Source organism: Mesorhizobium sp. B2-2-4, assembly GCF_006442375.1.
In the GTDB taxonomy this organism is placed as follows: domain Bacteria; phylum Pseudomonadota; class Alphaproteobacteria; order Rhizobiales; family Rhizobiaceae; genus Mesorhizobium.
This window is the reverse complement of sequence record NZ_VFWB01000004.1, coordinates 393,060-419,195: the sequence shown is the minus strand read 5'-3', so window position 1 is coordinate 419,195 and position 26,136 is coordinate 393,060. Positions and strand designations below refer to the sequence as shown.

Sequence of the window (26,136 nt, the reverse complement as noted above, 5' to 3'; positions counted from 1 at the left end):
CGACAAGTCTACCGCCTTCCCGGTCTCGATAAGCCATGTGAGCGCCTTGGCAACGTCTTCGCTGTCGGCCTGGCTGAGGCCCTCCCGCTGCAGCAACTGAGGCCAGGGCAAGGTCTTCTCCTCGGCCTGCGACAAAGCACGGACAATCGCCTTCCGGCTTCTGCCATGGATCCAGCCATGTGCTGTTCGGCACCGTCAGTGGTGGCCTGAATTGAACGGTGGACGATCGCCCATCCCCATCCCACGTCATGGGCGGTTATCACCGGGTCTGACGGACGCCATCGCCAGGAATCCGGCGAGGACCGTAGCCTTGTCGCCATAGCGGCGTCCGAGGGCGCCGCTAGGGAAGGCGAGCAGGACGCCCGACGCAAAATAGACTCCGATGAGGATCCCAATGTCGGCCAGACTCGCTCCGAGGCTTTGGCTAAGCTGCGGCGCTATGGATCCTACGCTGACGAGCTGGAAGGCGAAGGCGGCGCGAGCGACGAACAAGACAGCAAGAATGGTCCAGCGGCTTCGCACTTGAATCCTCCCCTGGGCTGACAATCGGCGCATGGTTTTCCATCAAATGCGTCGCCCACTCAGTCCAATCAATCATGATTCAATGTTTGCAGATCATGTCGGCCAGCAGCCCAGGAAAGCGCCTCTTCTAGCCGGTCGTCCCCCCAAAACGTTTCGCCATCCACGACGAAAGCCGGGGAGCCGAAAATGCCATAGCTGCGGGCCACATCCGTTTCAGCCTTGAGCCGCTCATGGGCGCGGGCGCCGTCGGCCTTGGCAATCACATCGTCGACATCATGACCGAGGGGAGTCAGCACATGCCCCAGATGAGCGCGACTACCCAGTTCCATGCCTTCCAAGTACCACGCCGTGAAGCTTGCGACGGTATAGGCCTCACACCAGCCCTCCTCGGCCGCCACCATGGCGACCCGGTTGGCCAGAAGGTCCGGATCGGTCGGCCAGATGGGCGCCCTGACGTAAGGCACGCGGTGCTTCGCCGCGCGCCGCTCCACATCGCGCCACATGTATTGCACCTTTGCCGTCTGGGTGCGGAGGGCAATGTTGTTCTCGGCCATGACGGTGCGGACATTGAAGGGGCGCCATCGAACGGCAACACCCGACTGTTTCGCCATAGTGTCAATGCGCATCACCGACAGATATGCGTAGCCGCTCCCAAAGAAATAGAAGAAGTCAATCTGCTTCATTTCCACCGCCTCCGCGCCGCAGCCAACTCGGCAACGAACCAATGAATCAGTCAGTGCTGTTAAGGCTGCACATGCGTATGAGCCATGACCCGTCGGCCTGTCGTTCGAAGACGTCGACAGACGTACCGTTGCCGACCTCCAAGCCCTCGGTATACGTGGCCAGGCACCAAGCCAACTCACCAGATTTGCCCGCGTGTATCACTGCCATTTTCTTGTGGGTCGCCTCCCTGTGCCCGTTCGTCCAGGTTGCGTGGAGAGCTTCGACAGCGTCGCGGCCCCGAGCAGGAGACGCGTAGGGCGAATGCAATTCGGCATCGGCCGTAAACATGGCGCCGCATGTTTTGGCATCGCCAGCACGATAGGCAGCCACATAGGAATTCCAGAAAACCTGCAGTTCCTCGTGGATCGACATGGGACGGCCCTCCGGTAGCCAGTTTACTATATTAGCGGTTTCTTAGATGTGCGACAATTCTCCCATGCTGGTCCGCCGCTGGCCATCTTCCCACCTAGCCGTTATCGCGGTGGCCCCGGGGTCGGTCTCCGCTTCTGGCAGTATGCGACCTCACACCGCGCACGGGTGCGCTTATGGGATGTCGGAAAGGCGGGCTCTACGTCTGAGTTCAGCGGAGATTAGATATTCAGGAGCAGACCGTCCACGCCTCGGTCGCCTCACCCCCTCCACACCGTAGAGCGGAGAACGGCCTGCATATGCTCTGCCAAGTCGAGTTCACCGCGCGCCTCGATCTCTAAAAGGTACCGAGCCTTGGCTAGGCGGTCCGCTTCCCCCACCGCAGGGTAGCCGCAGATGGCGAGCAGCGTCCTCTCCTCCTCCCGGCTGGCTCTGTCGGACTCTTTGCTTCCACCGCCCATGTTATGCAGGGCTTCACCGAACGCAGCATAAGCTATCTTGTGCGCCTCAATCAGCGCTAGCAGACTATCGGACGGTCCTCGGTCTCGATCTGACGGCTCAGTACCGATTGCCATTGCCGCAACTGTCGAGGCGACGACTGCGCTGCCAGAGTGGAGGAGCAAGGCGCGGCGGTTGATAAGCCACGACCACGCCGGCCGTGCGCTCGACGCTATGGAGATCGCCGGCGATGATTGGCAGCGCCGCGGCGACGATCGTCTGATCGATCACGGCGAGGAACATCGGCAGCATGATCGACGGGAACAGCGTCAGAAAGGAAGCCTTCGTGGAAGCGGCTTCGGCTGACGCAAGGGTGGGATCGCTGGCGGACATGGCTAATGCCGGGCGCAACGGAGTGGCCTGCCGGTCACCATGGCCGGTGCCCTCGCTGCGATCGGCAAGCTTGCCTAGGACGAGCAGCCGTCACATTGGCCGCCCGAGCCACATGTTTGCGGTGAAACAGGCTTGTGCGCATATGGCTGCCTCCCTCGCAGATTTTATGCAATCCTTCTATCATAGATCAAATTTTTGCTTGATGTATATAATGATGGCGTTCTATGTTGATCAAGGGAATAGCCGGGCGGGCGCTGGACGCAACGCCGGGAAGGTGTGCGCCCCGATCCAGAACGTCCGTCACGCAGGGAGGAACAGATACGCATGGTCAACTACATTACAGATGAAGTGAAGGCCCTGATCGGATTGGAATCCGAGTGGGAGGAAGGCTGCGATCCGGTCGAACGCGGCCAGATCCGTCGTCATTTCCAGGCCACTATGGACAATGACCCAGTTTACTGGGACGACGCGCATGCCGCCGGCACGAAATTCGGTTCGGTCGTCGCTCCGCCGCTGTTTCCCTTGCACGTTCTGCGGCCAGCGCCCGGTACGCCCGACCCGTTCGAACGCGCCGCCAAAGACCCAGACTTCGATGGCTCCGTGCGTGGCCTGATGAAAGGCCTCAAGCCCCTGCCCATTCCACTCACGCGCGTGCTCAACGGCGGCAACGAGGTCGAGATCTACCAGCAGGCGAAACCTGGCGAAACCGTTCGGGTCCGCTCGAAATATCTCGACATCTACCAGAAGGAGGGCCGGACCGGCACGATGGTCTTCCTGCTGACGGAGACTGTCTACACGAACGGCGATGGCGAGCTTCTGCTCAAGGCCATCCAGACGCGTATCCTGCGCTGACCGTTCGATTCCCGGAGGAACCCATGACACAAGTTTATTTCGATGACGTCGAAGTCGGATCGACCATCCCGCAGATCGCCAAGGGGCCGATGACCACCGCCCACATCATGCGTTGGTCGGCTGCCATGGAGAATTGGCACCGCATCCACTACGACAAGCCCTACGCAACCGAGCACGACAAAGTTCCGGACGTCCTCATCAACGGGAGTTGGAAGCAGCACGTGCTCTCGCAGATGTTGAAGGACTGGGCGGGCGCCGGAGGCTGGCCATGGAAGATCGCTTTCCAGTACCGCGAAATGGATCTGCCGGGCGACACCATCACCGGCTGGGGCAAGGTCACCGGCATGTCCGAGAAGGACGGCCTCGGCCACATCGAACTTGAGATCGGGCTTCGCAACTCGCGCGGCCTCGATTCCACCAAGGGCACGGCAACCGTTGTGCTGCCGAAGAGAGGCGGCAAGCCGGTCCCATACCCGTTTGTCGCACCGAAGGCTTAGGAGGCAACGATGAGCGATCTGCCCAAGAAAGTCACGATCTACGAAGTCGGCCCGCGAGAAGGCTTCCAGTTCGAGAAGAACTTCATACCTACGGAACGCAAGTTGGAACTCATCAACGCGCTTGCCGATACCGGGGTTAGCGACATCGAGGTTACCTCCTTCGTCAACCCAAAATGGGTGCCGCAGATGGCGGACGCTGACGAGGTCTCGGCCGGCCTCAAGCCGAGGAACGGCCTGCGCTACTCCTGTCTCTACCTGAATACGCAGGGTCTCAAACGGGCGGCGGCCACCGGCAAGTACCATCTCGACGGTTCGCTGAAGCTGGGCGCCAGTCCAGCCTTCATCAAGAAGAATACCAACAAGACCATTGAGGAAACGGTTGCAACCTACCCCGAATGGATCGAGACCTATCGTCAATTGGGTGTTGCGGTGGAACAGGCGACCGTCAACGCCGCGTGGGGCTGTAACTACCAGGGCGAAATTCCCGTCGACTGGGTCTTGTCGCGCATTTCAACCATCGAGGAAGTCATCAACGACGCTGGCTCCAAGCTGAAGCGGCTGCTGATCTCGGATACCATGGGATGGGGCAACCCGTTGCAGACCAAGCAACTGCTCGGTGCGATCCGCAATCGATGGCCGGACGCCGAACTGCGCATCCATCTGCACGACACGCGCGGTCCGGGGCTGACCAATGTCTATGCCGCGCTTGAACTCGGGGTCGCGCATTTCGATTCCGCCGTCGCCGGCCTCGGCGGCTGTCCATTCGCCGGTCATTCTGCGGCGGCGGGCAACATATGCACGGAAGATCTTCTGTTCATGCTGCAGGAAATGGGAATCGAGACTGGCATCGACCTGGAAAAAATGATCGAGGCGGCGCGTCTTGCCGAACATGTCGTTGGTCATCAATTGCCCGGCAAGGTCATGAAGGGTGGCTCCCTGGCAAAATACCGACACGCCGCCTGATTTCGGTGTGTGGAAACGGGGATCCTGCCGCCGATAATGGCCTGCCGAAACGCAGGCCCTTTTGTTTGAGCCGCGCTTGGATCGGGTCAGCGTTCGAGAGAACCGCTGATCCGATCCAGTGCAGTTGCCCTACGGCGTCATGTCCGCAAGGTTGACGACGTTGAGTAGGTCTCGGCCATCTGCCAGCCGATCGAGATTAGCGAGCATCTGGTTCCAGATCCGCTCACGCGATTGCCGGCTGGAACCGGCGCTGTGTGGTGTCTGAACAACGTTGTCCAGGCTTCGCAACGGAGACTCCACCGGCAGTGGTTCTTTCGCATAGGCGTCGAGCGCGGCCCGAATCCGCCCGTTTCGAAGGGCATCAAGCATTGCCTCCTCGTCTACAATCGCTCCGCGGGCGATGTTGACCAGAAGCGCATCCCGCTTCATCGCGGTGATCTCGGAACGGCCGACCATGCCTTTTGTCGACGCATTCAGCCCAGCGGCGATAACGACGATGTCGCTGGCGCGCATGAGAGTGGGAAGGTCGACAAAGGCGATATCCGATCTGCCTTCGGCGGGGACGGTGCGGGTATGAACCAGCACCCCGGCGCCGAACGCCAGAAACCGCCTGGCGAGATCGGCGCCGATCGAACCGAAGCCAAGGATGCCGACGGTCTTGCCGCCGATCTCCTCGCCGCTCCAGACCTCCGCGCCGGACCAGCCACCCACACGCATGCTTTCGACTTGCCAGACCAGTCCGCGCAGGGCAGCCAGTACCAGCATGAAACAGTGCTCGGCCACGGCATTGCTGGTGGCTTCGGGTGTGTTTGCGACGCGGATGGCAAGCCGCCCCGCGGCGGATAGGTCAATACGGTCTGTACCGATGCCGACCTGCTGCACCAGGCGCAGGCGGCGTGCGTGCCCCAGCAGATCCTCGTTTACCCAGACGCGGCGGGTGACCAGCGCATCAGCATTGCCAAGAGCGGACGCCAGAGCAGCAACGTCGTCGTGACGCACGTAGGCGACATCGTGGGACAATGGCGGCGTCGTCTCGGGTTCGAGGAAACCGTCCGTGCCTATCACAATACGCAATACCTGCCTCCCTTGCCGCTGCCCAGCCGCCGTTGGCACGGTCGCTAGGCACCCGATCGCGCGGCCGTTTGCCGGCGCCATTCCTCGTGGTCGAACTCGATGCCGGCACCCGGCTGCTCGCTCGGCCGCACGCGCCCGTTCTCAGGTTTCAGTTCGCCCAGCATCAGTGGCGGCGGTGCTTCGTCATTCGGGCCATAAAAGACAAGGTATTCGGCGAGCGGGCAATTGGGCGTCGCCATCATCAGATGGGTAGCCCAGGGCTGGAGGACACCATTGTGCGGTATGACCGGAATTCCATGAGACGATGCCATTGCCGCGACGCGGCGGATTTCGGTGATGCCACCGCACCAAGCGACATCGGGTTGCAGGATGTCGGCGCAGCCGCGTTCGATGAGATCGCGAAAACCCCAGCGCGTATATTCGTGCTCTCCGGTCGCGACCAATGGGCCATTAAGACGGCGGCGCAGTTCCACATGGCCGTCGAGATCGTCGGGCAGCAACGGTTCCTCGATCCAGCGAACGCGATACTCGGCCGCGGCCCGTGCGAATTCGAGCGTGTAGTCCACTGTCCAGGACATCCAGCAATCGACCATGATGTCGATGTCGGGACCGACGGTCTCACGCACCTCGGCGACGCGCTCAACGTTGCGTCGAAGGCCCTCCTTGCCGTCGGGAGGCCCATAGGCCATGGGCAGCTTGGTTCCTATATAGCCCTCCTTCACCAGGGCGTCGGAGTCGGGATGCGTGGCGTAGCAGGGAAGCGAGGCGCGCATCTCGCCGCCCAGGATGCGGTAGAGCGGCTGTCCCATCCATTTGCCCAACAGGTCCCACAAGGCGAGGTCGATGCCAGAGAGAGCCATGACCGGCGCACCCTTGCGTCCGTAGGCGAGGGTGGAAAGGTACATCTGGTCCCACAGCATTTCGATGTTGCGAGGATCCTTGCCGACCAGCAGGCCCTTCAAATGCTGGGCGACGATCGTCTCTACGATGGCGCCGCCGCGTGTCATTCCGACACCCGTCAAGCCATCGTCGGCGATAATCTCGATGAAGACGTCCTGCGCGTTCGGTCCGCGCCAACCGCCGCGTTTGCCGCCGTACTCGGGATAGGCCGACATCGGCGTCGAGACGCGGATCTCGTTCAGCCACGAACCGCGCGGCGGCGGGGCGATATAGGAGCGGACATCGAGAATACGCATGGGTATCAACCCGCCTTCCGCTTTTCATGAAGCGTTTGCCGCGGACGGCAGACGACAAGCGCGTCCAGCGCGGTCGTGCCCTGCCCCTCACCGAAGACCGCCAGCGGGTTGATATCGAGACTTTCGATCGCATCGCGGGCATCCGAGGCCAGCTCGGATACCGCGACCAGCGCCTCGGCGAGCGCCTTGCGGTCGAACTTCTGGCTGCCTCGAAATCCGGCGAGCAGGGTGGGCAGCGCCCGCACCTCGTCGATCATCTCCTCGGCCTCGCGCCGGTTTACCGGACACAGCCGCCATGTCGCCGCCTTCAGCGCCTCGGCCAGAATGCCGCCGAGACCCAGCATGATCACGGGGCCGAACTGCGGGTCCTGCGAGGTGCCGACAATGAGCTCGATACCGCCACTCCTCATGCGCTGCACGAGGACGCCGGGGATGATGGCCTTCGGCGCATAGGACTTCGCCGATGCCATGATGGCATCGTAGGCCTGTTCGAGGCCCTCGGCGTCCTTGATGCCCAGCCGGACGCCGCCAGCCTCTGTCTTGTGCGAAATGTCCGCCGAGACAATCTTCAGAACGACCGGGTAACCGATCGCTTCGGCTGCCTTGGCCGCGTCCTCCCGGTTCTTGCAAAACTGTTCCGCAACGCCCGTAATGCCATAGGCCGCCAAAACCTGTTTGCTCTGATATTCATCGAGGCCGGTTTCCGCTTCCGCAAGAGCGGCGCGGACCGTCTCGAGATCGCGGCGGGCCGCTGGGCGGGTCGCCCCGGCCTCGGCAATCGAAAGTTCTCTGGTGCGGTGATAGGCGATCAATCTGCGCGCTGCCTTGGCGGCCTTCGCCGGGAGATAGAAGAGCGGCACGTCCGATGCCTGGAGCCGCCTCAAGGCGTCGAGGTCGCGGGCGTCCTGGGTCGAGCCGGTCCATGTGAACAGGATGGGTTTGCGGGCCTGTTTCGAGGCCTCGATGATCGTGTCGGCCTGCATGGCGCCGCCGACGCTCGACATCAGGACGAGATCCTGCTCGCCCTCCGAAAGCAATATATCGAGCACGCGCGGGAAATCCGGGCCCGTGCCGAACCCTGTCAGATCCGCCGGATTGGCGGCCGACCCGCGATCACCCATGATCTCGAGAAGCTGGCCCCTTACGCCGTCCGACAGAACCGGCACGTCGAGCCCCTCCTCGGCGCATTTGTCGGCCATGAAGGAGCCCATGCCGCCCGACTCGGAAATCACTCCCATGCGTTTGCCGCGAGGCCTGATTTTCATGCGGAACATTGCGGCGGTTTCGAGAAGCTCGTCATAGTCATCGACGCGGATGACGCCCTTCTGCCTGAACAGCGCGTCCTGCACGTCGTCGGAGCCGGTCATCGAGGCGGTGTGGCTGCTCGCCCCGCGCGCGCCGGCCTCCGTGCGGCCGATCTTGAGCAGCACGAGCGGCTTGCCCGCCTCCCGGGCCATGTCGGCCGTCTCGACGAATTTCTCGCCGTCCTTGAAGCCCTCCACCACGGCCGCGACGGCGCTGATCTCGGGATCACGCAGCATGTACTGGATGAAGTCCGAGGATTCGAGATCAGCCTCGTTGCCTGTGGCGACCATGTACCGGAAGCCAATGCGCTTGTCCTCGGCTGTGCAAAGCAGCGGGCGATAGGCCGTGGCGCCGCTCTGCGAGACCAGGCCGATCGTTGGGTTGAAGGCCAGCATGTCGGGGCCTATGCGCGTCGAAGGCGTGGTCCAGCTCTTGCCCGCGACATTGGCGAGGCCAAGGCAGTTCGGACCGCACACGCGAATGCCGCTGTCGCGGGCCAGTTGCCGTAGCTCCGCCTGACGCGCCCTGCCCTGGTCGGTTGCCAGTTCGGCGAAACCGGCGGAGATGATGAGCGCCGACTTCACCCCCCTTTCGATGCATTGGCGGAAGGCAGGCAGGACCTGCTCCGACGAGACCACGATGCAGGCCAGGTCCACGGCTTCGGGCAGGTCGACGACGCTGGGATAGCTGCGCACGCCGAAGATCTGGTCGCGATTCGGGTTGACGGGATAGAGCCGTGCCGAACTTCCGGTATTGACCAGGTTTGGAAGGAACCGCCCGCCATAGCCCGGCTTTTCCGTTGCGCCGACGATGGCAATCGAGGCGGGGTTGAACATGGCATGGATCGATCGGAACTTTGCCTCGTCGTTGCTGGCCGGCTTCACGTCTTGCACTCCTGATTCAATTCTTGGATGGCTGGCTCTCAGGCCTTAGGCGTCATCGAAGGTCCAGGCACCGAATGCCGGGCTTTGGAGATCAGCAGGCGCAAAAGCGGCAGGGCCAGCATGAGGACCACGACAACCATCAGGGTTCCGGAAATCGGCCGGTCGAAGAAGATGAGCGCATTGCCCTGCGACATCATGAGCGACTGCCTGAGTGCCGTTTCCAGACCGTTGCCGAGCACCAGCGCGAGCACCATGGGTGCCGCGGGGTAGCCGAACTTCTTCATGAAGTAGCCGAGCACGGAGAAGATCAGCAGGACCCACAGGTCGAACATCGAGGCGCTGACGCTGTAGACGCCAACCACCGCAAAAACGATAATCAACGGGCCGAGGATTGTGAACGGGACGCGCAGGGCCTGCACGAACGCCGGCACGAAAGCGATGTTGAGCACCAGCAGCATCACGTTTCCGATATACATGGAGGCAATCAGGCCCCAGACGAATTCGGGATGGCTGGCGAACAGGAACGGCCCCGGTTGGATGTTGAACAGGGTCAGCGCGCCTAGCATCACCGCTGTCGTGGCCGAACCTGGGATGCCCAGTGTCAGCATCGGGATCATCGAGCCGCCGGTGGACGCGTTGTCGGCCGAACCCGGACCGGCGACGCCGGCGATCTCGCCCGTGCCGAACCGCTCCGGATGCTTGGAGAACTTGCGCTCGGTGACATAGGAGAGCAGCGCCGCGACGGCGCCGCCGGCGCCGGGCAGGATGCCTACGAGAAAGCCGATCACGGTGCCGCGCGCGATGGGCGCGGCGCTTTCCCTGATGTCCTGCGGGGTGATCATCATGTCCTTGAGCGAGGCCCTGATGACCTTGTAGCTGGCCATCTGCTCCAGGGTCAGCAGCACTTCCGCGATGCCGAACAGGCCGACCGCGATCGGCAGGAATTTTATGCCGTCGGCCATCGCGAGCGACCCGAAGGTAAAGCGCTGATAACCCGTGATCATGTCGAAACCGACCAGCGACAGTGTGAGGCCGAGAAACGCCATCAGGTAGCCCTTGAGCTTGGCATCGCCCATCAGGCCCGCCACCGCTCCGAGGCCGAGCAGCATCAGCGCGAAATACTCGGGCGGCCCAAAGCTCAGCGCCCATCGGGCGATAGGAGGCGCAAACAGCATGAGCATCACCACGCTGAACGTGCCGGCTATGAAAGAGCCGATGGCTGAGATCGTCAGCGCCGGACCGGCGCGCCCCTTCTTGGCCATCTCGTAGCCATCCAGGCAGGTCGGAATGTTGGAGGCCTCGCCGGGAATGCCGACCAGCACCGAAGTTATGCTGCCGCCGAACATCGTTCCGGAATAGATGCCGGCCATCAGGATCATCGCGGTGACCGGTTCCATTCCATATGCAAACGGCAGCAGCATCGCGATGCCGGCGACCGGCCCGATGCCGGGCAGCGCGCCGATAAGCGTGCCGGCGATCACGCCGATCGTGCAGAACAGCATGTTAACGGGCGTCACGGCGACCGAGAAGCCGGTCGCGAGATGGCTCAGAAGATCCACGACCATACTCCCGTGACGTTGTCGCCCAGGAAACCCTTGGGCAACGTGATTTCGAGGGCCACGTCAAAGACCTGGTGAACGAAGATGCCCATGACAAGCGCCACCGGCAAAAGCACGTAGAGCCGACGCATTCCGAGCAGGTAGCCGACCACGGCCACGAACAGCATCGTCGTGGGCACGAAACCGAGCGGATTAATAAGCAGCAGGAAGAGCATGAAACCGGCGAGCATCGAGATAATGTGCCGCCGGCCCGTGGCATCCGGCCAGACCTCGTCCGCAGCCAGCCCATTCCATTCACGGGCCGCCTGGATTGCCACGGCGATCCCGAAGCCAAGCACGCCAAGCGAGGCCCAGAACGGCAGGAAACCCGGTCCAGGCGCGCCGCGATCGAAATAGAAATAGTCCATCTGCGTAACCGACTGCCACAGAATGACGGCACCGAACGCGGCGAGCAACACCGGCAGAATGATATGCGCTTTACTCACGAGACCTCCCGTCTATCCATGCCAGGCGGGCTGCGGCCGCTATTTGATCAGGCCTATTTGCTTGTAGATCCGCTGGATCGTCTGCATCGTTTGCTGGATGAAGCCGCGCCACTCGGCCGGCCCGAGATACTTGTTCTGGCTGCCGGACTTCTGAACGTAGTCTACCCATGTGCCGTTGGTGCTGAGCTTCTTGAACAGTTCGCCATACCACTGCACCTCCTCGTCCTTCAGTCCGGGTGGACCAAACCAGCCGCGCGCGAGGTTGAGGACGACGTCGTAGCCGAGTTCCTTCATTGTCGGGACGTCCGGCAAGCTCGGATTCCGTTCGGCGTCGAATATTGCCAGCGCCTTGATCTGCCCGGCGCTTATGAGTTCCTGCGCGTTGGAAAGTTGCCTGGACCCTACGGCTACCTGGCCCCCAAGCACGGCCGCCTGCACTTCGGCGCCGGAGGCGAACGGTATCTGGTTGAATTCGACCCCGGCCGCGGCGCCGAGCGTGTTGGCCACGACGCTGTCCCAGCCGGACCCGCCGGCACCCGCCATGGTCACCGAACGTGGTTTCTTCTTCAGCTCCGCCGTCACATCGGCGAGGGTGTTGTAGGGTGAATTGGCTGCCGCGATCACGACGGAGGAGTCGAGCGTCGAGAGGGCAAGCGGGGTGAGGCCCGTCAGGGGATCGACGGGCGATTCGCCAAGAACCGCCTGCAGCAGCAGCGCTCCACCGCCGGGCATGAAAACATAGGGATCGCCTTTGCGGTCGGAGACCAGCGCGGTGCCTATCAGACCGCTTGCACCTGGCCGGTGGTCGAGCGTCATCGGCTGGGACAAGTACTTCGCCTGCGCCGAAATCTTCGCGACCGCATCCGATATCTGCGACGGTCCCCCGCCCGGCCCCCACGGGACAAGAATGGTGATCGGCTTGCTTGGGAAAGCGTCCAACGCTTCGGCGCTGCCGGCGAAGAGGCCCGAGCCCGCCGCAATGCCGGCGATCATCGAGCCCTTGAGCACCTGCCTGCGGTTCGGCGAAAGGCCCGCCAGACGGCGTGCCGCATCGTTTTGGAAATCATCCATCATCAGGTTCCTCCCGTTTGACGTCTGGCAAATGCCATTAGGCAGCTGACCTCGTCGTCCGAGGCCGGCTGAATAGCGTTACTTCACGACACCGATCTTGCGGTAGATGCTGCCGACGGTGTCGAGGCCGTCCTTGATGAACTTCGCCCAGTCTTCAGGTCCCAGATACTTGTTCTGGATGCCGGAAGAGGTACAGAAGTCCTGCCAGGCCTTGGAAGCGCCGACCTTCTTGAAGAAGTCGGCGTACCAGGCCACCTCCTCTTGCTTCAGGCCAGGAGGCGCGAACCAGCCGCGCGACAGATTGAGCACCACATCGAAGCCAAGCTCGCGCATGGTCGGGACGTCGGGAAGGCTCGGATTGCGCTCGGCGTCGAAAATGGCGAGCGCCCGAACCTGCCCCGCCTTCAGAAGGTCCTGGGCGTCGGACAGCTGACGGGTGCCGACGTCCACCTGCCCGCCAAGAACGGCTGCCTGCACATCGCCGCCGCCTCCGAATGGTATCTGGTTGAACTGGACGCCCGCCAGATTGTTCATGACGGTCTCAAGCATGCCGTCCCAACTGCCCGGTCCGCCGCCGGCGCCGGCCAGGGTCACGGAGCGGGGCGAGGACTGCAGTTTCTTGATGACGTCGGCCATCGTCTTGTAGGGGGCGGCCGTGCGGGTCATGACCACGGAAGAATCCACCGCGTTGAGCGCCAGCGGCGTCAGATCCTTCAGCGGATCGACTGGGGTATCCTTGACCACCACCTGAGCCAGCAGCGCACCGCCACCAGGCATGTAGGTATATGAATCCCCCTTTCGGTCCGCGACCAACGCGGTGCCGATGAGGCCGCTGGCTCCCGGACGATGGTCGAGCGTAATGGGCACCGGCGAGAATTTTTGCTCCATCCCAATCTTGCTGACCACGTCGGCGATGGTCGATGCACCGCCGCCGACACCCCAAGGCACCAGACATGTTATTGGTTTGTTTGGAAACGTGTCGGCGGCGAAAACGCTGGTTCCGGAAAAACCCAGTCCAACGGTTCCGGCGACGGCTCCCATGAAGCCTCGACGATCGAGACGAATGTCGCCAATCCCGTCCATGGCGCTCGATTGCTGCACTGTGCTCATGTGTTTTTTCCTCCCATGAAGCGTTCTCCCCCGCAGTGCGAGCCCGCTCTCACTGCGCTTTCGCCGGTTGCCGGTCGCTGGACCGATCTCCTCCTCCGGCGCATCATCCGCCCTGCCATTGGTCAAGGCAGCTCCTCCGCAGATTTTATACACTATGACATAACTATATACAACTCGCAATTATTAGATGAAATCCTTGGCTTGCCTCGCCCGCAGAACGAGAAGCAAGGGCTCGCTTAACGCCGCTTCTTGTCGATGAAGGCCTGTTGCGCCTCGACGCGCTCGGACGTCTGGTGCAGCAGCTTGCGGCACTCCGCCAGGAACTGTTCGGCCTGCGTATGCCCGGCAAGATCAAGAAGATAGGACATGGCACGCTTCGTATAGGCCATCGCCTGCACCGGCTGGCCCGCCAGCTGTTTGGCGATGGCGGCGACGGCTCCGTCGAGCTCGCGATCCTCCACCGCCTTGTAGACGAGCCCCCACCGCTCCGCCTGCTCGCCCGACACCCAATCGCCGGTCAGCAACATGCCAAGCGAACGGGCGCGGCCAAGCGTGAACAGCGGTAGTCCAGGCAAAGTCCCCGCTTGCACCTCGCGGATTGAAAAGCGCGCACTCTTCGAGGCTACGGTGATGTCGCAGCATTCCGTGGCGATCGCGCAGCCGCCGCCGGCGGCAGGACCGTGGACACGGCCGATGACCGGCTTTGGCAACTTGCGCAGGCGATCGCGTGTACCAAGGTTCAGGCGACCGTAAAGCGCGCCTTCGGCAGGGGTGGCCCTTGTCGATTCCTTGAAGTCGCGCCCGGCGCAGAAGGCCGGTCCGTTACCGGCTAGAACCAGGACGCGGATGCTGTCGTCAGCTTCCACGATATCCAGCGCCTCGAGCATTTCCGTGAAGAAGCGAATGGTGAGCGCGTTGCGTTGCTCCGGACGGTTGAACGTTACCGTGGCGATGCCGTCCCTCGCCCCGAAAAGAAGCGTCTCGAAGTGTCCCGCCTGCTCGGCAGCAGTCGTGACAGTCGGTGTTTTGCTTGCTTTACCAGTCATGATGTTCCTCCCATTGGTGACCGCCGCCTCCTGCTGCGGCATCGCGATGCCTAGAGCCGGATGACTTCAGGCCGAATCGGCTTGCAATCTGAATCCGTTTCCAAATCGAAGAGACAGAGCACGATGTCGCCCGAAATCGCTTCACACTTTTCGACATCAGGCTCTAGCATTCGCGCTTGGCGCGAATGCTAGCCACAAGATCGGCCTTGGCACCGTTGGCGTGATCGCGAACCAGCGTGATCAGGCGAGCAAGCTCCTGATTGCGCAGGGCCTGTAGAATGCGTTCGTGCTCTTCCACCATGTCGAACATCCGCGCTTCGCTGTAACCGTAGCGCCCGCGCAATGTCCCAAGAAGCTTGGCGAAGCGGTCATAGATTCCACGCGCTTCCGGATTGTCGGCGTGGAAGTAGAGAAGATCGTGGAACCGCAGATTAAGTTCGAAGACGGTATGGACGTCTCGCCGTTCGGCGGCTGCGGCGAGTTCCTCATGCAATGCGACCAGCTTGGCCATGGTGGAGTTCGTCATGTTTGGGAGCGAACTGCGCACCAGCAGCACCTCGATAGCCGTTCTGAGATCGTAGATATTGGCGACACGGCCGGCGTCGAGCGACAGAACAGTCGCCCCGCGATGCGGCAGGATGGTTACAAGCCCCTCCCCCTCCAAGGCCTGCAGGGCTTCCCGGACCGGCATCTGGCTCAGGTTGAAGCGCTGCACGAGGGAGCCCGTGGTCAAGCGGGTGCCGGCCGCAAGTCTGCCGGACAGGATCTCGGCGCGGATGAAATCTCTTATTGCGGCATAGGCGGGGACGCCGGGCAGCAGATCCAGAGGGGTGTCGACGTTCATTTGTTTCGCTCCGTCGGCCGCCAAGTTTGATATAATATTTGTCTTTAGATCTAATCATACGTCAATGTCAATTTCCCGCATGGGCGACAAAGGGTGCAGCTTTTATATAAGATAGCATGATTGTATCGAATTGGCTTAGGCGTTAAATGAGGTCGGCACTCACCGAAGCAAGGAGCAAAGTCATGGCTCAAAACAGCCTCAAGTGGCTCGGACAATCCGGCTGGCAGATCACCACCTCCAAGGGCAAAGTCCTGTTCATCGACCCATGGCTGACCGGAAATCCCCTGGCGCCGGTCAAGATCGAGGATTTGCCCGCGGCGGGCTTCTTGTTGCTGAGCCACGACCACGCAGACCATGCCTCGGATGCCGTGGCCGTCACCAAAAAGACCGGCGCTACCTTGGTCGGGCAGCCTGAAACCATGGCCATATACAAGGAAAAAGGCGCCCCCAACACGCTTGCCATGAACACGGGAGGCAGCATCGATCTCGATGGGGTCCAGGTGACCATGACGGACGCCTATCACACCAGCGCTAGCGGGACCCCGGCGGGATATATATTGACGTTGGAGGACGGCAAGGTGGTCTATCACGCGGGCGATACCTGCCTGCATGCCAACATGTCCACATGGGGCGAACTGTTCGATATCGACCTCGCCCTTCTGCCCATCGGCGGCCGATTCACAATGGACGCTCGTCAAGCCGCGCGCGCCCTGAAACTGCTGCGCGCCAGAGCGGCGGTGCCGATGCACTACCGTACCTTTCCGCTGCTGGCGCAGAGTGCCGACGAGTTCGTTCAGCGCGCCGCGCAGGATGCTCCCCGGTCCAAGGTCCACGTTATCGATCCCGGCGACGAGTTTCTTCTGTAGGACTGTAGGACGACCCCAATCCGGAAGCATTTTCCGAGACCGCCATTGACAGCCGGACATATTATATATAATCGACAGCTATATGATCTTATCGATAGTCATTTGATAATAAGATGCTAAAGGTGGACCGCCTGGCGCGAGATGGTAGCCGGGTGTGCTGAAGCAGGCCTCGACGTCCATCGGGAGCAGTCTAGGGTCGAGGACAGAACTTGAAGATAACGGGCATCGAAACTTTCGTCGTCGACTGTTACCGGACGAACTGGATTTTCGTCGAAGTGCGAACCGACGAAGGCATAGTGGGCGTCGGCGAAGGCAGCATCGAGTATCGCGAACACACGGTCTGCAAGGCGATCGAAGAACTGTCTCCGATACTCATCGGCGCCGATCCGTTCGCCATCGAAGGGCTGCACATGCTGATGCAGCGCGAGAGCTACTGGTGGTCCGGCCCGATCCTGAGTACAGCCATCAGCGCCGTGGAACTCGCGCTTTGGGACATCAAGGGCAAGGCCCTCGGCGTCCCGGTTTACCAGTTGCTCGGAGGCAAGGTGCGCGACCGCATCCCGGTATACGCCAATGGCTGGTTCGCCGGGGCGCGGACCGGCGAGCAGTTCGCAGAGAAAGCCTGTTCCATCGTGGAACAAGGGTTTCGCGGCCTGAAACTGGATCCGTTCGGTCAAGCCTATCTCTCCATGACGACAGCGGAACTCAACGAATCCATCGGCAAGATCGCCAAGATACGCGACGCGGTGGGACCGGACATCGACATCATGGTCGAGGCGCACGGCCGCTTCAACGTCATGACCGCCATCGAAGTCGGCAGAGCGCTGAAGGATTTCAGGATACGCTGGCTGGAAGAGCCGACAGTCCCCGAGCGGAACACCGCGATAGCCCAGGTGCGCAAGGCAACGCAGGTGCCTATCGCCGCGGGCGAACGCAGCTATTCACGTTTCGACTTCGGTGAGTTGCTCGCCTGCGAGGCGGTCGACGTCATCCAGCCCGATATATGTCACGTTTCGGGGCTTCTGGAGATGAAACGCATCGCCGCGCTGGCCGACACCGAGCTTATCCCCGTGGCCCCGCACAATGCCAATGGCGCGGTCTGCCATGCGGCGGGCCTGCACTTCGCGGCCAGCTGCAACAATTTCATGGTCCTCGAGACGTTCGCCATCGATGTGCCCTGGCGCAGGGAGATGACGACCGAGGACTGGACGTTCCAGGACGGATGCCTGCTGGTGCCCGAGACGCCCGGCCTGGGCGTGGAACTGCGCAAGGAAGCCTTGTGCAAGCATCCTTACAAGCAGCATAGCCTGCGCCACTTCACCGGCAAGCTGACCGACATCAGACCGCCGGACTCATGCCGCTGGTTCTGAACCGCTGTCCGCCCTTTGATAGCGGCAGCCGACATCTCGGGGCACCTATGGGCTCCGCCATACGCAAGACCATATGAAGAAGGGTGTACGACATGCTGGCCACGGAAAAGATTAAGAAGGTCCACATTATGGAAGTCGGCCCTCGGGACGGTTTCCAGTCCGAAAAGCAATTCGTGCCGACCGAGAAGAAGATCGAGATCATCAACGCACTGTCGCGGACTGGCGTGCCTGAGATCCAGATCACGTCGTTTGTCCATCCCAAGGCCATTCCGCAGTTCGTCGATGCCGAGGACGTGGTCGCCGGGATCGACATCGTACCCGGTGTCAGCTATCGCGTCATGACGCCCAACATGCGCGGGTTGCAGCGCGCCCTGCCCTTCAAGGACCGTATCACCACAGTGAGCTTCATGCTCTCGGTGACCGAGTCGCACAATCGCGCCAATGGCAACCGATCGATCGACGAAACGTTGGAAGAAATCGCACGCATGGCGATTATCGCCCAGGATGCGGGTTTTACGGTGTCGGGCAGCATGATTTGCAGCCTCGGCTGTCCGTTCGAGGGACAGGTTTCGACCGATCAGCTCGAACGCGTGGCGGACAAATATCTTGGACTCGGCATTACAAATATGTCGCTTGCGGACACCATCGGCGTGGCCAATCCGAAGCTGGTGCACGACATCGCTTCGCACATGCTGAAGAAGTATCCGCAAGTCACCTGGAACCTGCATCTCCACAATACGCGCGACATGGCCCTGGCAAACACGCTGGCAGCGATGGAGGCGGGGATGTCGCGGTTCGATGGCGGCGTCGCCGGGCTCGGCGGTTGTCCCTACGCGCCAGGCGCGACGGGCAATATCGCCACCGAGGATATGGTCAATATGCTCCACGGCATGGGAATCGAGACCGGAATCGACCTCGACAAGCTTTTGGCGATCGCCAATTCCCATAAGGCCTTCATCCCACACACCCTCGACAGCGCTCTGGTGCGCGCCGGGCGCGGGAACGTACTTCTGCCCGCGCCGGAACGGCAGCAGAAAATCGCCTGACGCAGGCAGTCCGGCCGTCCTACTGTACTGAGAACCCGGCGTTCGTTCGCCGGGTTCTCCGTGTTTGTCCGCGACCACCGTAGCAGTGGATCGAGACATCGCCGCACCGCTGTGTGCATGGACGAGCGCATCATGGTGTGCTAGACAGCTAAAGGTGACGTCTTACTGGTGAAGGCAAGAATGTCTCGAAATATAATTGCAATGCGCAAATATATTTTCTCCTCACCGAAAGAATAGTTAGCGGTCAGAGTCGTAGCATCAGATGAATCGCCAAAGTCCACGGGGGCAAATGTCGACGAAGCTGGAGATTGAATCGGGCATTCCGGCCTATGCTGCGCTTCGCGATAGGCTACGCGCTGAAATCCTGTCGGGCAAGCTGGCCGCAGGTGCCCGCCTCACCACGGCATCGCTGGTCGAGCGCTTCGGTGTCAGCCAAATGCCGGTTCGCGAGGCGCTGCAGGCACTCGAGGGCGAAGGGCTGATCGAGATCGCACCGCACCGCGGGGCAGCGGTCTTGCCGCTCGACGAGACGCGCGTTCGCAACATCTACGATCTGCGCGGCGCTCTGGAATCGCTGCTGATTCGGCTCGCCGTCCCCAATCTGAGCAACCGGGCCATGGCCGAGATTGCGGCCACTCATGAACGAATGAAGGCCGAGGTCGGTCAGCAGGATCTCAGCCACCTCTTTGCGCTCAACAGCCAGTTCCATGACCTCATTTACCGGCACGCCGACAATGCCGAGGCACTTGCCATGTACAATCGCTACGCAAGCCTGCTTGGCACACTGCGTGAGGCATTCGGCTTCAGCGTCGCGCGGATAGGGCGCATGATGATCGAGCACGAGGAAATCCTCATGGCGCTACGGGCACAGGACGAGGAAGTTCTCACCGATCTTATCGAACGCCATTGCGAGGGCGCAAAGCTCGACATGCTTGCCCTGATGCATAATGGTGTCACCAGAAAAAAAGCGCCCCCCGCTCAAAACAACCTTTGATGCGCTTACCGAGGCGAGCGTCCTGGCGACCTTGACGAGCCGTCTCGCGCCCGGCCATCCATCCTTGTTCCAAGACACCGGCGACGCGACCTCCCCTGTCGTTCGCCACGACCGTTGTGCATGTCGTTTCACGCGAATGCACTGGGACCATGTGCGCCCTGCGTTCGAGCAACTCGCCGTCCCCCCACGTTTTTGCCGATCGCTCCCGGCTAACGAAAGTGTGATGGCCCTCCCGACTGTTGTTGACCCTGCCATCGAGTTATATATAATAGCATGGTATTTAATACAATATTAGACGGGAGGCTCTGTGGCGGATCGGCCGAAATAGGTTGTCCCGTTCAACTGTTCAAATGGCCCTTTTGGCCCGGCACAGCTGGCCGAAACAGCCGAAAACACGGGAGGAAAAAATGGTTTCGAAATTTCATTCATTGATCCGCTTCGCAGCCGCGGTGGCGATCACGGTATCGGCGGGCTTAGCAGCCACGTCGGCGGTGCGGTCCGAGGACTATCCCAACCGGGATATTACCTTCATCGTCCCCTTCAACCCCGGAGGAGGCACGGATCCGATTTCCCGCTTCTACTGCGCCGAACTGGAGAAGGTGCTCAACGTAAACATCAACGTCATCAACAAGCCGGGCGGCTCCGGTTCGATCGGCATCGGCCAGATCGTCAAATCGCCGGCCGACGGATACACCATTGGGATTGCTACCAATTCGGCGCTTGCCTATCAGCCCTTCATTAATGACGGCTTGGCCTGGAAGTCACCTGACGACTACCAGCCGATCATCAAGCTCGACGATCTTCCGGCCATTTTGGCGGTGCGCGCCGATGCGCCCTGGAAAACGTTCGAGGACTTCATGGCGGACGTCAAGAAGAACCCGGGCAAGATCAGGCTTTCCAATTCCGGCGTCGGCACGCTACCCGACCTGCTCATCCAGCAACTGGACAAGAATGCCGGCACCAGGATCGCCAGCGTGCCATTCACAGGCGGGAGCGGCGAGGCCATGGTGGCGCTGCTTGGCGGCCGCGTCGAAGGTTACATCGGCTACGGCGCTGCGGTGGTGGGACAGTTGAATGCCGGCAAGGTCAAGATCCTCGCTCATTTCCAGAAGGGCAAGCTGGAATACTTCCCCGAAGCCGAATCCGTGATCGACGCCGGCTACGACGTCAGCCTCAGAACCGCCAACTATGTGGTCGCCCCAAAAGGCCTGCCCGACGATGTGAAGAATAAGCTGGCGGAAGCTTCCAAACAGGTCGTCATGAGCGATGCTTTCCTCGACTTTCTTAAGAAGCAAGGCTTCCTGCGCGACGCCAAGGGCCCAGATGAGGTCAAGGCGGAATTGGTTCAGTATGGAAAGGACTTTTCAGACCTGATTCAATTCATCGGCAAAGAATAGGCCAGCGTGACCTAACGACCATGACGTTCCAGAAGCGAACCGTCTATCTCGTTTCCGGGATCGTCGGTATTATCCTCGCAGGTGCCTATCTGGCACTCGCGGTCCGTCTGCCCTTTGGGCGGATGGACCGGCCGGGAGCGGGAGTGTTTCCGGTTTTTGTCGGCATCATTCTCATCATCGCCAGCTTTGCCGCGCTTTGGGAAGGCTGGCGGATGAACTCCATTCCATCGATCAGATTTCCCGTGGGCACCGACCTCAAGAGGGTGCTTGCGCTTGTTGCGCTGCTGTTTGGCTATTTTTTCGCACTCCCCTGGCTCGGACAGATCGTCGCCGGCGCAATCTTCTGCATGCTGTTGATGCGGGTTTTGTCGGATACGTCCTGGTTGCGCATCATTGCCTATTCGGTGACCCTTTCGCTCATCCTCGACCTGGTATTCGAACGACTGCTGGCCGTGCCGCTTCCGCACGGCGTGCTCGGACTCTGAAGGCCGAAAGGATCTATCCCGTGAATGCGCTCGACGGAATTATCTACGGCTTCGGTGTCGTCTTCACCTATCAGAACCTGCTGGCGGCCTTCGCGGGCGCCTTTGCCGGCACGGCGATCGGCGTTCTGCCCGGATTGGGGCCGACGGCGGGCATCGCGATGATCCTGCCCATCAGCTATTCGTTCGATCCGACCACCGGCCTCATAATGATGGCCGGCATGTATTACGGCGCCATGTATGGCGGCTCGACCACGGCGATTCTGGTCAACATGCCTGGCGAGGCCGGATCGATCATGACCTGCGTCGATGGCTACGAGATGACCAAGAAAGGCCGCGGCGGGGCGGCACTTACCATCGTAGCGGTCGGATCCTTCATCGGCGGCACTTTTGCCACGCTGGGTGTCATGCTGTTTGCGCCGCTGCTGGCGGATTTCACCATCGAATTCGGCCCCATCGAATTCTTCGCCATGGCGGCGGGAGGCTTGCTCCTGTTCTCACGGATCTCGGGCGGCACGTTCGCGGCCGGGGTATTTCCGATGGCCATCGGCCTCGTACTCAGCACAGTCGGACAGGAGGCTGTCAGCGGACTGAACAGATTCACGTTCGGGTTCACGGAACTGAGCCTGGGCATCGAACTGGTCGCCGTCGTGGTGGGCGTCTACGGCGTCGCCGAGATCATGTCGGTGGTCGAGACCAAGGAAAGCCAGGTGCGCCCGGCTAAGGTCAAGATACGCGAGTTGCTGCCAAACCGCGAGGAGTGGCGCCGCTCATGGGCGCCATTCGGACGCGGTACCGTTCTCGGCTTCCTGCTTGGACTCTTGCCTGGCCCACACACCACGCTGTCCAGTTTCATATCCTACAGGCTGGAGCAAGCGGTTTCCAAATATCGTCACGAGCTTGGCACTGGCGCTATCGAGGGCGTTGCCGGACCGGAGACCGCCAACAACGCCGCCGCCACCGCGACCATGGTGCCACTCCTGGCGCTTGGCCTGCCATTCGGCGCCGTCACGGCGCTGATGTTGTCGGCCATGATGGTTCAAGGCATTCAGCCTGGCCCGATGCTGGTGATCACGCATCCGGAGATTTTCTGGGGCCTGATCGCCTCGATGTACGCCGGCAACGTCATGCTGCTGCTGCTGAATGTGCCAATGATCGGCATCTGGGTATCGATGTTGCGCATACCGTTGCACATCTTCCTTCCCGCAATCCTGCTGCTGGCCATCATCGGTGCCTACAGCGTCAACAACAGCATGCTCGACGTGTTCGTGCTGATCGTGATGGGCATTTTTGGCTACATCCTCAAGAAGTGCGACTTCCAGTTGGCGCCGATGGTGATTGGCCTCGTGCTGGGGCCGATGATCGAAAAGGACCTGCGCGAAGGAATGTTCATGAGCCTCGGAGATGTCAGCGCCTTCTGGACCAGCCCCGTCGCAATCGTCATCTGGCTGATCGTGCTGGTTACGCTGCTGGGCTCACCCGTCCGAAAGCTGGTTAGGCGTATACTGGGCGTACCCGAAGGCGAGGCAATCCCCAATTCCGAAGAATAGCCTAAAGCCGCCGCGAGACGACACGAACACCCGCGCTGGGCGGCCAATCGACGACAAGGGAAGGACAGTACATGGCCGAAGAACAAGCCAAAACCGACAATGTGGGGCCGCTCGCCGGTCTCAGGGTCATCGATGCCGGGGTGATCTTTGCCGGTCCTTTGGTGGCGACGCTGCTGGGCGATCTCGGCGCGGATGTCGTCAAGATCGAGCACCCGAAGGGCGACGATGTGCGCAAGACGGGCAAGTTCAAGGACGGCGAAGGCTTGTGGTGGCGGGTGACCGCGCGCAACAAGAAGGCCATCTCGATCGATATGGGCAAGCCCGAAGGCGCTGAAGTCGTGCGCAAATTGGCCGGCTCCGCCGACGTTCTGGTGGAGAATTTCCGAGCCGGACGATTCGGAAAATGGGGGCTGGACTATGCAAGCCTGTCCAGGCTCAACCCTGGTTTGGTGATGTTGCATATCAGCGGCTACGGTCAGGAAGGGCCCTACAGCCAGCGGCCCTGCCTGGGCACGCTCGCTGAGGCGTTCAGCGGGTTCGCCCACGTGAACGGTGAGACGGATGGCCCACCGACCCTGCCCTCCTTTCCCGTAGCCGACAGCGTGGCGGCCATCTACGGCGCCTATGCGGTCATGGCCGCGCTGTGGGCTCGAGAGAAACGCGGCGGCAAGGGCGAGGAGATCGACATCAATTTGTACGAGCCTCTGCTCAGCTTGATGGGCTCCATGGCCATAGACTACGACCAGCTCGGTTTCGTCGCCAGGCGGCACGGCAATCGGTCGATCTGGAGTGTTCCTAGGAACGCCTACAGGACCAGCGACGACCGCTGGGTGGCCATATCGGGCGCTGCCAACTCGGTCACGCAGCGCCTGTTTCGCGCCATAGACCGCAACGACATGGCAGACGATCCGGGGTTGGCCACCAATCAGCTGCGCGCGCAGCGCATGGATGAATGTGACAGCGCGATAGCGGACTGGATCGTCCGGCACACGCTTGAAGAGGTTATGGCCCGCTTTCATACCTACGACGTGGTGGCCGGCCCCATCTACGACATCGAGCAGATCTTCAATGACCCGCAGGTGCAGGCCCGCGGCACATTCGCCCAGCTCGATGACCCGGCGCTCGGCAAGGTGCGCATCCAGGATGTTGTGCCTCGATTCACCAACCGACCCGTCCATATGCGCTGGCTGGGCAGGCGCGAGATTGGCGCCGATACCGAAAGCGTGCTTGGCGACCTCGGCTATTCCAGCGATGCGCTCGAACAGCTTGAATCCCAGGGAGTGATCAAGCGCGCTTGCCTCAACAATAGCGCGCCTCGCGTAGATTGACGCTTGCCCGGGTTGAACGATGTCCTGCCCTATCTTGCCGTTTTACAATGACCTCTTCCTGAAAACCGGTTCTTGTCCACAGCATAGGCATTTGCAGGATTTCGCACTGCGCCCGCTGAACCTGTTACGGCCATGGGTTCGACCTGACCGAAACAACAGGAACTTGGAACCGTGAATTCTCTGATTGGAATCGGCGAAGTCTTTGTCATCAACCTCGCACTGTCAGGTGACAATGCCGTCGTGATCGGCCTTGCCGCAGCAGGCCTGCCGGGGCAGCAACGCAGAAAGGCTATCCTTTTTGGGATACTTGCAGCAACTCTACTTCGCTTATGCTTTGCCCTTATCGCAAGCCAGATGCTCGATGTGTTCGGGCTGTTGTTTGTCGGCGGCGTCCTGCTTGCGTGGGTATCTTGGAAGATGTGGTCCGAACTGCGCCAAGACAACAAGGCTCACTGCCTGAATAACGAGGGACACCCGGACAATGTGCCTTCAAAGACGCTGTTTCAGGCAGTCACCCAGATCGTGATTGCCGACGTGTCCATGTCGCTGGACAACGTGTTGGCTGTTGCAGGAGCCGCAGGCCAGAGCACGACCGTACTCGTTGCGGGACTTCTGATGTCTATCGCACTGATGGGCGTTGCGGCTACGTTTATCGCCGATGTGCTGAACCGATGGAGGTGGCTCGGCTATGCTGGTGTAGCCCTGATTGCTTATGTCGCCGTCACAATGATTTGGCAGGGCTCCGAACAAATGTTGAGCTCCGGGATACTCGGAAACTCGTTGTAACCCACCGAGCTGGCATGCCTCCGGTCAACGAGCAGTTGGCTCAACCTCGCTAGCGTCGGCATCGGCATGCGTCAGCAGCACGGGTGCAAAATGGACCGCGACATGGTGCCATATGTTACGCCGGATACCAAAGTTCATTCAATTTCCATGCCTTTCCTTCGTCTTGAAGCTTTATCAAATGCGCATCCACATTGCGCTGCGCAGCCCGCATCAGCTTGGGGTGCGCGTTGCGGTATAGTGCATCCGAAATCTGCTTTACCGACATACCATCGACGGTCAGCGATTTTAGGATCTCTTTTTCGCGGGTCTGCCTTCGTTCCAAAAGGTCACAGACATGTGGCAAGGGTTCGAACAAGGCTGGCCCGTGCCCCGGCAGATAGACCTTGTCTGATCGGTCGATCATAAGCTGCAGACTGACGAAGTATGCCCTCATGTCACCAAGGGGCGCCGAGACAACGGTGCTCGACCATCCCATGACGTGGTCACCGGTAAAAACGGTCCCATCGGGACCACAAAAACATAAATGATCAGGAGCGTGGCCCGGAGTGTGGAGCGCGGTCAGATCTGCAACGACGTCACCATTCGTGATCGCGCGGTCGGGGATAAAGTCCGTGGTCGGGTTTTTCCCGAAAGCGTATGTGGGGACACCAAGCGCTGCTTTCAGCATCGGTAGGGCGCCGATGTGATCATAGTGGGCGTGACTGACCAGGATCCCGGCCGGTGACGTCTTAATCGCCGCGATCACCGCCGCGACGTGACCAGCGTCATCTGGTCCTGGATCAAGAACGAAAGTGCCTTCAGGACGATCCAGGAGGTACGTGTTAGTGCCGTGGTAAGTCATAGGCCCAGGATTTGGTGCCACAACACGGCCGACACCGGGCAGCACCGGCATGTAGATCCCGCGAGGGGGTTCCGATTCCGTAGAAAAGGGCATCAAGGTTTTCCCGAGGCAAGCGAGTTGCCGAATATGATGTCTAACGCACCGT

At 61.0% G+C, this 26,136-nt stretch carries 26 protein-coding genes; 12 read left to right on the top strand and 14 right to left on the bottom strand.

The features are described from left to right. Positions 1 to 246: 246 nt before the first annotated feature. The 4 genes from FJ959_RS32600 to FJ959_RS13010 form a co-directional block, all read right to left on the bottom strand. Positions 247 to 555 carry an MFS transporter gene (locus tag FJ959_RS32600; RefSeq protein WP_348640287.1) on the bottom strand — a complete coding sequence of 103 codons (309 nt, stop codon included), beginning with the start codon at positions 553 to 555 and terminating at the stop codon, positions 247 to 249. A gap of 35 nt (positions 556 to 590) precedes the next feature. Beyond that, the gene (locus tag FJ959_RS13025) at positions 591 to 1,205 is read right to left on the bottom strand and encodes a DsbA family protein (RefSeq protein ID WP_140630289.1); all 615 of its coding nucleotides are present in this window, start codon (positions 1,203 to 1,205) and stop codon (positions 591 to 593) included. Positions 1,206 to 1,251: 46 nt separating this feature from the next. Next, positions 1,252 to 1,617, bottom strand: a complete 366-nt coding sequence (locus tag FJ959_RS13020; protein WP_140559997.1) for a nuclear transport factor 2 family protein — start codon at positions 1,615 to 1,617, stop codon at positions 1,252 to 1,254. 555 nt (positions 1,618 to 2,172) lie between these two features. Beyond that, positions 2,173 to 2,445: an MFS transporter gene (locus FJ959_RS13010; protein ID WP_140559998.1), complete on the bottom strand. Its 273-nt coding sequence runs from the start codon at positions 2,443 to 2,445 to the stop codon at positions 2,173 to 2,175. Positions 2,446 to 2,769: 324 nt separating this feature from the next. Between FJ959_RS13010 and FJ959_RS13005 the strand changes: the two genes are divergently transcribed. Genes FJ959_RS13005 through FJ959_RS12995 form a run of 3 tightly spaced genes read left to right on the top strand, consistent with a single transcriptional unit; the run spans position 2,770 to position 4,757 of the window. Continuing rightward, complete coding sequence (locus FJ959_RS13005; protein WP_140559999.1) at positions 2,770 to 3,297, top strand: MaoC family dehydratase N-terminal domain-containing protein; 528 nt, start codon at positions 2,770 to 2,772, stop codon at positions 3,295 to 3,297. Positions 3,298 to 3,320: 23 nt separating this feature from the next. Continuing rightward, positions 3,321 to 3,794 (top strand): acyl dehydratase, encoded by a 474-nt coding sequence (locus FJ959_RS13000; protein ID WP_140560000.1) that lies wholly within the window; start codon positions 3,321 to 3,323, stop codon positions 3,792 to 3,794. A 9-nt stretch (positions 3,795 to 3,803) separates the two neighbouring features. Beyond that, on the top strand, positions 3,804 to 4,757 hold the full coding sequence (locus FJ959_RS12995) for a hydroxymethylglutaryl-CoA lyase (RefSeq protein ID WP_140560001.1): 954 nt from the start codon (positions 3,804 to 3,806) through the stop codon (positions 4,755 to 4,757). A 129-nt stretch (positions 4,758 to 4,886) separates the two neighbouring features. On the opposite strand, the gene FJ959_RS12990 is transcribed toward FJ959_RS12995, so the two are convergent. The 9 genes from FJ959_RS12990 to FJ959_RS12950 form a co-directional block, all read right to left on the bottom strand. Beyond that, positions 4,887 to 5,822, bottom strand: a complete 936-nt coding sequence (locus tag FJ959_RS12990; protein ID WP_224704926.1) for an NAD(P)-dependent oxidoreductase — start codon at positions 5,820 to 5,822, stop codon at positions 4,887 to 4,889. Between the two features lie 53 nt (positions 5,823 to 5,875). Beyond that, positions 5,876 to 7,027 carry an enolase C-terminal domain-like protein gene (locus FJ959_RS12985; RefSeq protein ID WP_140581798.1) on the bottom strand — a complete coding sequence of 384 codons (1,152 nt, stop codon included), beginning with the start codon at positions 7,025 to 7,027 and terminating at the stop codon, positions 5,876 to 5,878. 5 nt (positions 7,028 to 7,032) lie between these two features. Then, positions 7,033 to 9,216 carry an acetate--CoA ligase family protein gene (locus FJ959_RS12980; protein ID WP_140581795.1) on the bottom strand — a complete coding sequence of 728 codons (2,184 nt, stop codon included), beginning with the start codon at positions 9,214 to 9,216 and terminating at the stop codon, positions 7,033 to 7,035. 38 nt (positions 9,217 to 9,254) lie between these two features. Then, positions 9,255 to 10,775 (bottom strand): tripartite tricarboxylate transporter permease, encoded by a 1,521-nt coding sequence (locus FJ959_RS12975; protein WP_140560005.1) that lies wholly within the window; start codon positions 10,773 to 10,775, stop codon positions 9,255 to 9,257. Further along, entirely contained in the window at positions 10,763 to 11,260 is a 498-nt protein-coding gene (locus FJ959_RS12970; RefSeq protein ID WP_140560006.1) for a tripartite tricarboxylate transporter TctB family protein, read from the bottom strand. Before FJ959_RS12970 ends, FJ959_RS12975 begins: the two co-directional genes overlap by 13 nt. 39 nt (positions 11,261 to 11,299) lie before the next feature. Further along, positions 11,300 to 12,334, bottom strand: a complete 1,035-nt coding sequence (locus FJ959_RS12965) for a tripartite tricarboxylate transporter substrate-binding protein (RefSeq protein WP_140560007.1) — start codon at positions 12,332 to 12,334, stop codon at positions 11,300 to 11,302. A gap of 75 nt (positions 12,335 to 12,409) precedes the next feature. Further along, on the bottom strand, positions 12,410 to 13,441 hold the full coding sequence (locus FJ959_RS12960; RefSeq protein ID WP_140560008.1) for a tripartite tricarboxylate transporter substrate binding protein: 1,032 nt from the start codon (positions 13,439 to 13,441) through the stop codon (positions 12,410 to 12,412). A gap of 236 nt (positions 13,442 to 13,677) precedes the next feature. Continuing rightward, positions 13,678 to 14,529, bottom strand: a complete 852-nt coding sequence (locus FJ959_RS12955) for an enoyl-CoA hydratase/isomerase family protein (protein ID WP_140560009.1) — start codon at positions 14,527 to 14,529, stop codon at positions 13,678 to 13,680. 121 nt (positions 14,530 to 14,650) lie between these two features. Continuing rightward, on the bottom strand, positions 14,651 to 15,331 hold the full coding sequence (locus FJ959_RS12950; RefSeq protein WP_140630286.1) for a GntR family transcriptional regulator: 681 nt from the start codon (positions 15,329 to 15,331) through the stop codon (positions 14,651 to 14,653). 182 nt (positions 15,332 to 15,513) lie between these two features. Here FJ959_RS12950 and FJ959_RS12945 point away from each other — a divergent pair, with 182 nt between their 5' ends. The 9 genes from FJ959_RS12945 (at position 15,514) to FJ959_RS12905 (ending at position 25,150) form a co-directional block, all read left to right on the top strand. Then, positions 15,514 to 16,197: a metal-dependent hydrolase gene (locus tag FJ959_RS12945; protein WP_140560011.1), complete on the top strand. Its 684-nt coding sequence runs from the start codon at positions 15,514 to 15,516 to the stop codon at positions 16,195 to 16,197. 209 nt (positions 16,198 to 16,406) lie between these two features. After that, positions 16,407 to 17,567, top strand: coding sequence for a galactonate dehydratase (dgoD, locus tag FJ959_RS12940; RefSeq protein WP_140560012.1), 1,161 nt, complete (start codon positions 16,407 to 16,409; stop codon positions 17,565 to 17,567). Between the two features lie 92 nt (positions 17,568 to 17,659). Continuing rightward, positions 17,660 to 18,613 (top strand): hydroxymethylglutaryl-CoA lyase, encoded by a 954-nt coding sequence (locus FJ959_RS12935; RefSeq protein WP_140560013.1) that lies wholly within the window; start codon positions 17,660 to 17,662, stop codon positions 18,611 to 18,613. A gap of 289 nt (positions 18,614 to 18,902) precedes the next feature. After that, positions 18,903 to 19,607 (top strand): GntR family transcriptional regulator, encoded by a 705-nt coding sequence (locus tag FJ959_RS12930; RefSeq protein ID WP_181171877.1) that lies wholly within the window; start codon positions 18,903 to 18,905, stop codon positions 19,605 to 19,607. 407 nt (positions 19,608 to 20,014) lie between these two features. Continuing rightward, positions 20,015 to 21,004 carry a tripartite tricarboxylate transporter substrate binding protein gene (locus FJ959_RS12925; protein ID WP_181171878.1) on the top strand — a complete coding sequence of 330 codons (990 nt, stop codon included), beginning with the start codon at positions 20,015 to 20,017 and terminating at the stop codon, positions 21,002 to 21,004. 20 nt (positions 21,005 to 21,024) lie between these two features. Beyond that, on the top strand, positions 21,025 to 21,489 hold the full coding sequence (locus FJ959_RS12920; RefSeq protein ID WP_140560016.1) for a tripartite tricarboxylate transporter TctB family protein: 465 nt from the start codon (positions 21,025 to 21,027) through the stop codon (positions 21,487 to 21,489). Between the two features lie 20 nt (positions 21,490 to 21,509). After that, positions 21,510 to 23,036, top strand: a complete 1,527-nt coding sequence (locus FJ959_RS12915) for a tripartite tricarboxylate transporter permease (protein ID WP_181171879.1) — start codon at positions 21,510 to 21,512, stop codon at positions 23,034 to 23,036. Between the two features lie 71 nt (positions 23,037 to 23,107). After that, positions 23,108 to 24,364, top strand: a complete 1,257-nt coding sequence (locus FJ959_RS12910; RefSeq protein ID WP_140560018.1) for a CoA transferase — start codon at positions 23,108 to 23,110, stop codon at positions 24,362 to 24,364. A gap of 171 nt (positions 24,365 to 24,535) precedes the next feature. Beyond that, positions 24,536 to 25,150 carry a TerC family protein gene (locus FJ959_RS12905; RefSeq protein ID WP_140560019.1) on the top strand — a complete coding sequence of 205 codons (615 nt, stop codon included), beginning with the start codon at positions 24,536 to 24,538 and terminating at the stop codon, positions 25,148 to 25,150. 115 nt (positions 25,151 to 25,265) lie between these two features. On the opposite strand, the gene FJ959_RS12900 is transcribed toward FJ959_RS12905, so the two are convergent. Continuing rightward, complete coding sequence (locus tag FJ959_RS12900; RefSeq protein ID WP_210239517.1) at positions 25,266 to 26,042, bottom strand: MBL fold metallo-hydrolase; 777 nt, start codon at positions 26,040 to 26,042, stop codon at positions 25,266 to 25,268. Positions 26,043 to 26,136: the final 94 nt, after the last annotated feature.

What these genes read in the sequence shown, in the direction of transcription:
- FJ959_RS12945 (WP_140560011.1), top strand. Translation starts at nt 15,514, where the DNA reads ATGGCTCAAAACAGCCTCAAGTGGCTCGGACAATCCGGCTGGCAGATC.
- FJ959_RS12930 (WP_181171877.1), top strand. Translation starts at nt 18,903, where the DNA reads ATGTCGACGAAGCTGGAGATTGAATCGGGCATTCCGGCCTATGCTGCG.
- FJ959_RS12985 (WP_140581798.1), bottom strand. Translation starts at nt 7,027, where the DNA reads ATGCGTATTCTCGATGTCCGCTCCTATATCGCCCCGCCGCCGCGCGGT.
- FJ959_RS12900 (WP_210239517.1), bottom strand. Translation starts at nt 26,042, where the DNA reads ATGCCGGTGCTGCCCGGTGTCGGCCGTGTTGTGGCACCAAATCCTGGG.
- FJ959_RS12935 (WP_140560013.1), top strand. Translation starts at nt 17,660, where the DNA reads ATGCTGGCCACGGAAAAGATTAAGAAGGTCCACATTATGGAAGTCGGC.
- FJ959_RS12995 (WP_140560001.1), top strand. Translation starts at nt 3,804, where the DNA reads ATGAGCGATCTGCCCAAGAAAGTCACGATCTACGAAGTCGGCCCGCGA.
- FJ959_RS13025 (WP_140630289.1), bottom strand. Translation starts at nt 1,205, where the DNA reads ATGAAGCAGATTGACTTCTTCTATTTCTTTGGGAGCGGCTACGCATAT.
- FJ959_RS13000 (WP_140560000.1), top strand. Translation starts at nt 3,321, where the DNA reads ATGACACAAGTTTATTTCGATGACGTCGAAGTCGGATCGACCATCCCG.
- FJ959_RS13020 (WP_140559997.1), bottom strand. Translation starts at nt 1,617, where the DNA reads ATGTCGATCCACGAGGAACTGCAGGTTTTCTGGAATTCCTATGTGGCT.
- FJ959_RS12925 (WP_181171878.1), top strand. Translation starts at nt 20,015, where the DNA reads ATGGTTTCGAAATTTCATTCATTGATCCGCTTCGCAGCCGCGGTGGCG.
- FJ959_RS12920 (WP_140560016.1), top strand. Translation starts at nt 21,025, where the DNA reads ATGACGTTCCAGAAGCGAACCGTCTATCTCGTTTCCGGGATCGTCGGT.
- FJ959_RS12950 (WP_140630286.1), bottom strand. Translation starts at nt 15,331, where the DNA reads ATGAACGTCGACACCCCTCTGGATCTGCTGCCCGGCGTCCCCGCCTAT.
- FJ959_RS12955 (WP_140560009.1), bottom strand. Translation starts at nt 14,529, where the DNA reads ATGCCGCAGCAGGAGGCGGCGGTCACCAATGGGAGGAACATCATGACT.
- FJ959_RS13005 (WP_140559999.1), top strand. Translation starts at nt 2,770, where the DNA reads ATGGTCAACTACATTACAGATGAAGTGAAGGCCCTGATCGGATTGGAA.
- FJ959_RS12960 (WP_140560008.1), bottom strand. Translation starts at nt 13,441, where the DNA reads ATGAGCACAGTGCAGCAATCGAGCGCCATGGACGGGATTGGCGACATT.
- FJ959_RS32600 (WP_348640287.1), bottom strand. Translation starts at nt 555, where the DNA reads ATGCGCCGATTGTCAGCCCAGGGGAGGATTCAAGTGCGAAGCCGCTGG.
- FJ959_RS12910 (WP_140560018.1), top strand. Translation starts at nt 23,108, where the DNA reads ATGGCCGAAGAACAAGCCAAAACCGACAATGTGGGGCCGCTCGCCGGT.
- FJ959_RS12965 (WP_140560007.1), bottom strand. Translation starts at nt 12,334, where the DNA reads ATGATGGATGATTTCCAAAACGATGCGGCACGCCGTCTGGCGGGCCTT.
- FJ959_RS13010 (WP_140559998.1), bottom strand. Translation starts at nt 2,445, where the DNA reads ATGTCCGCCAGCGATCCCACCCTTGCGTCAGCCGAAGCCGCTTCCACG.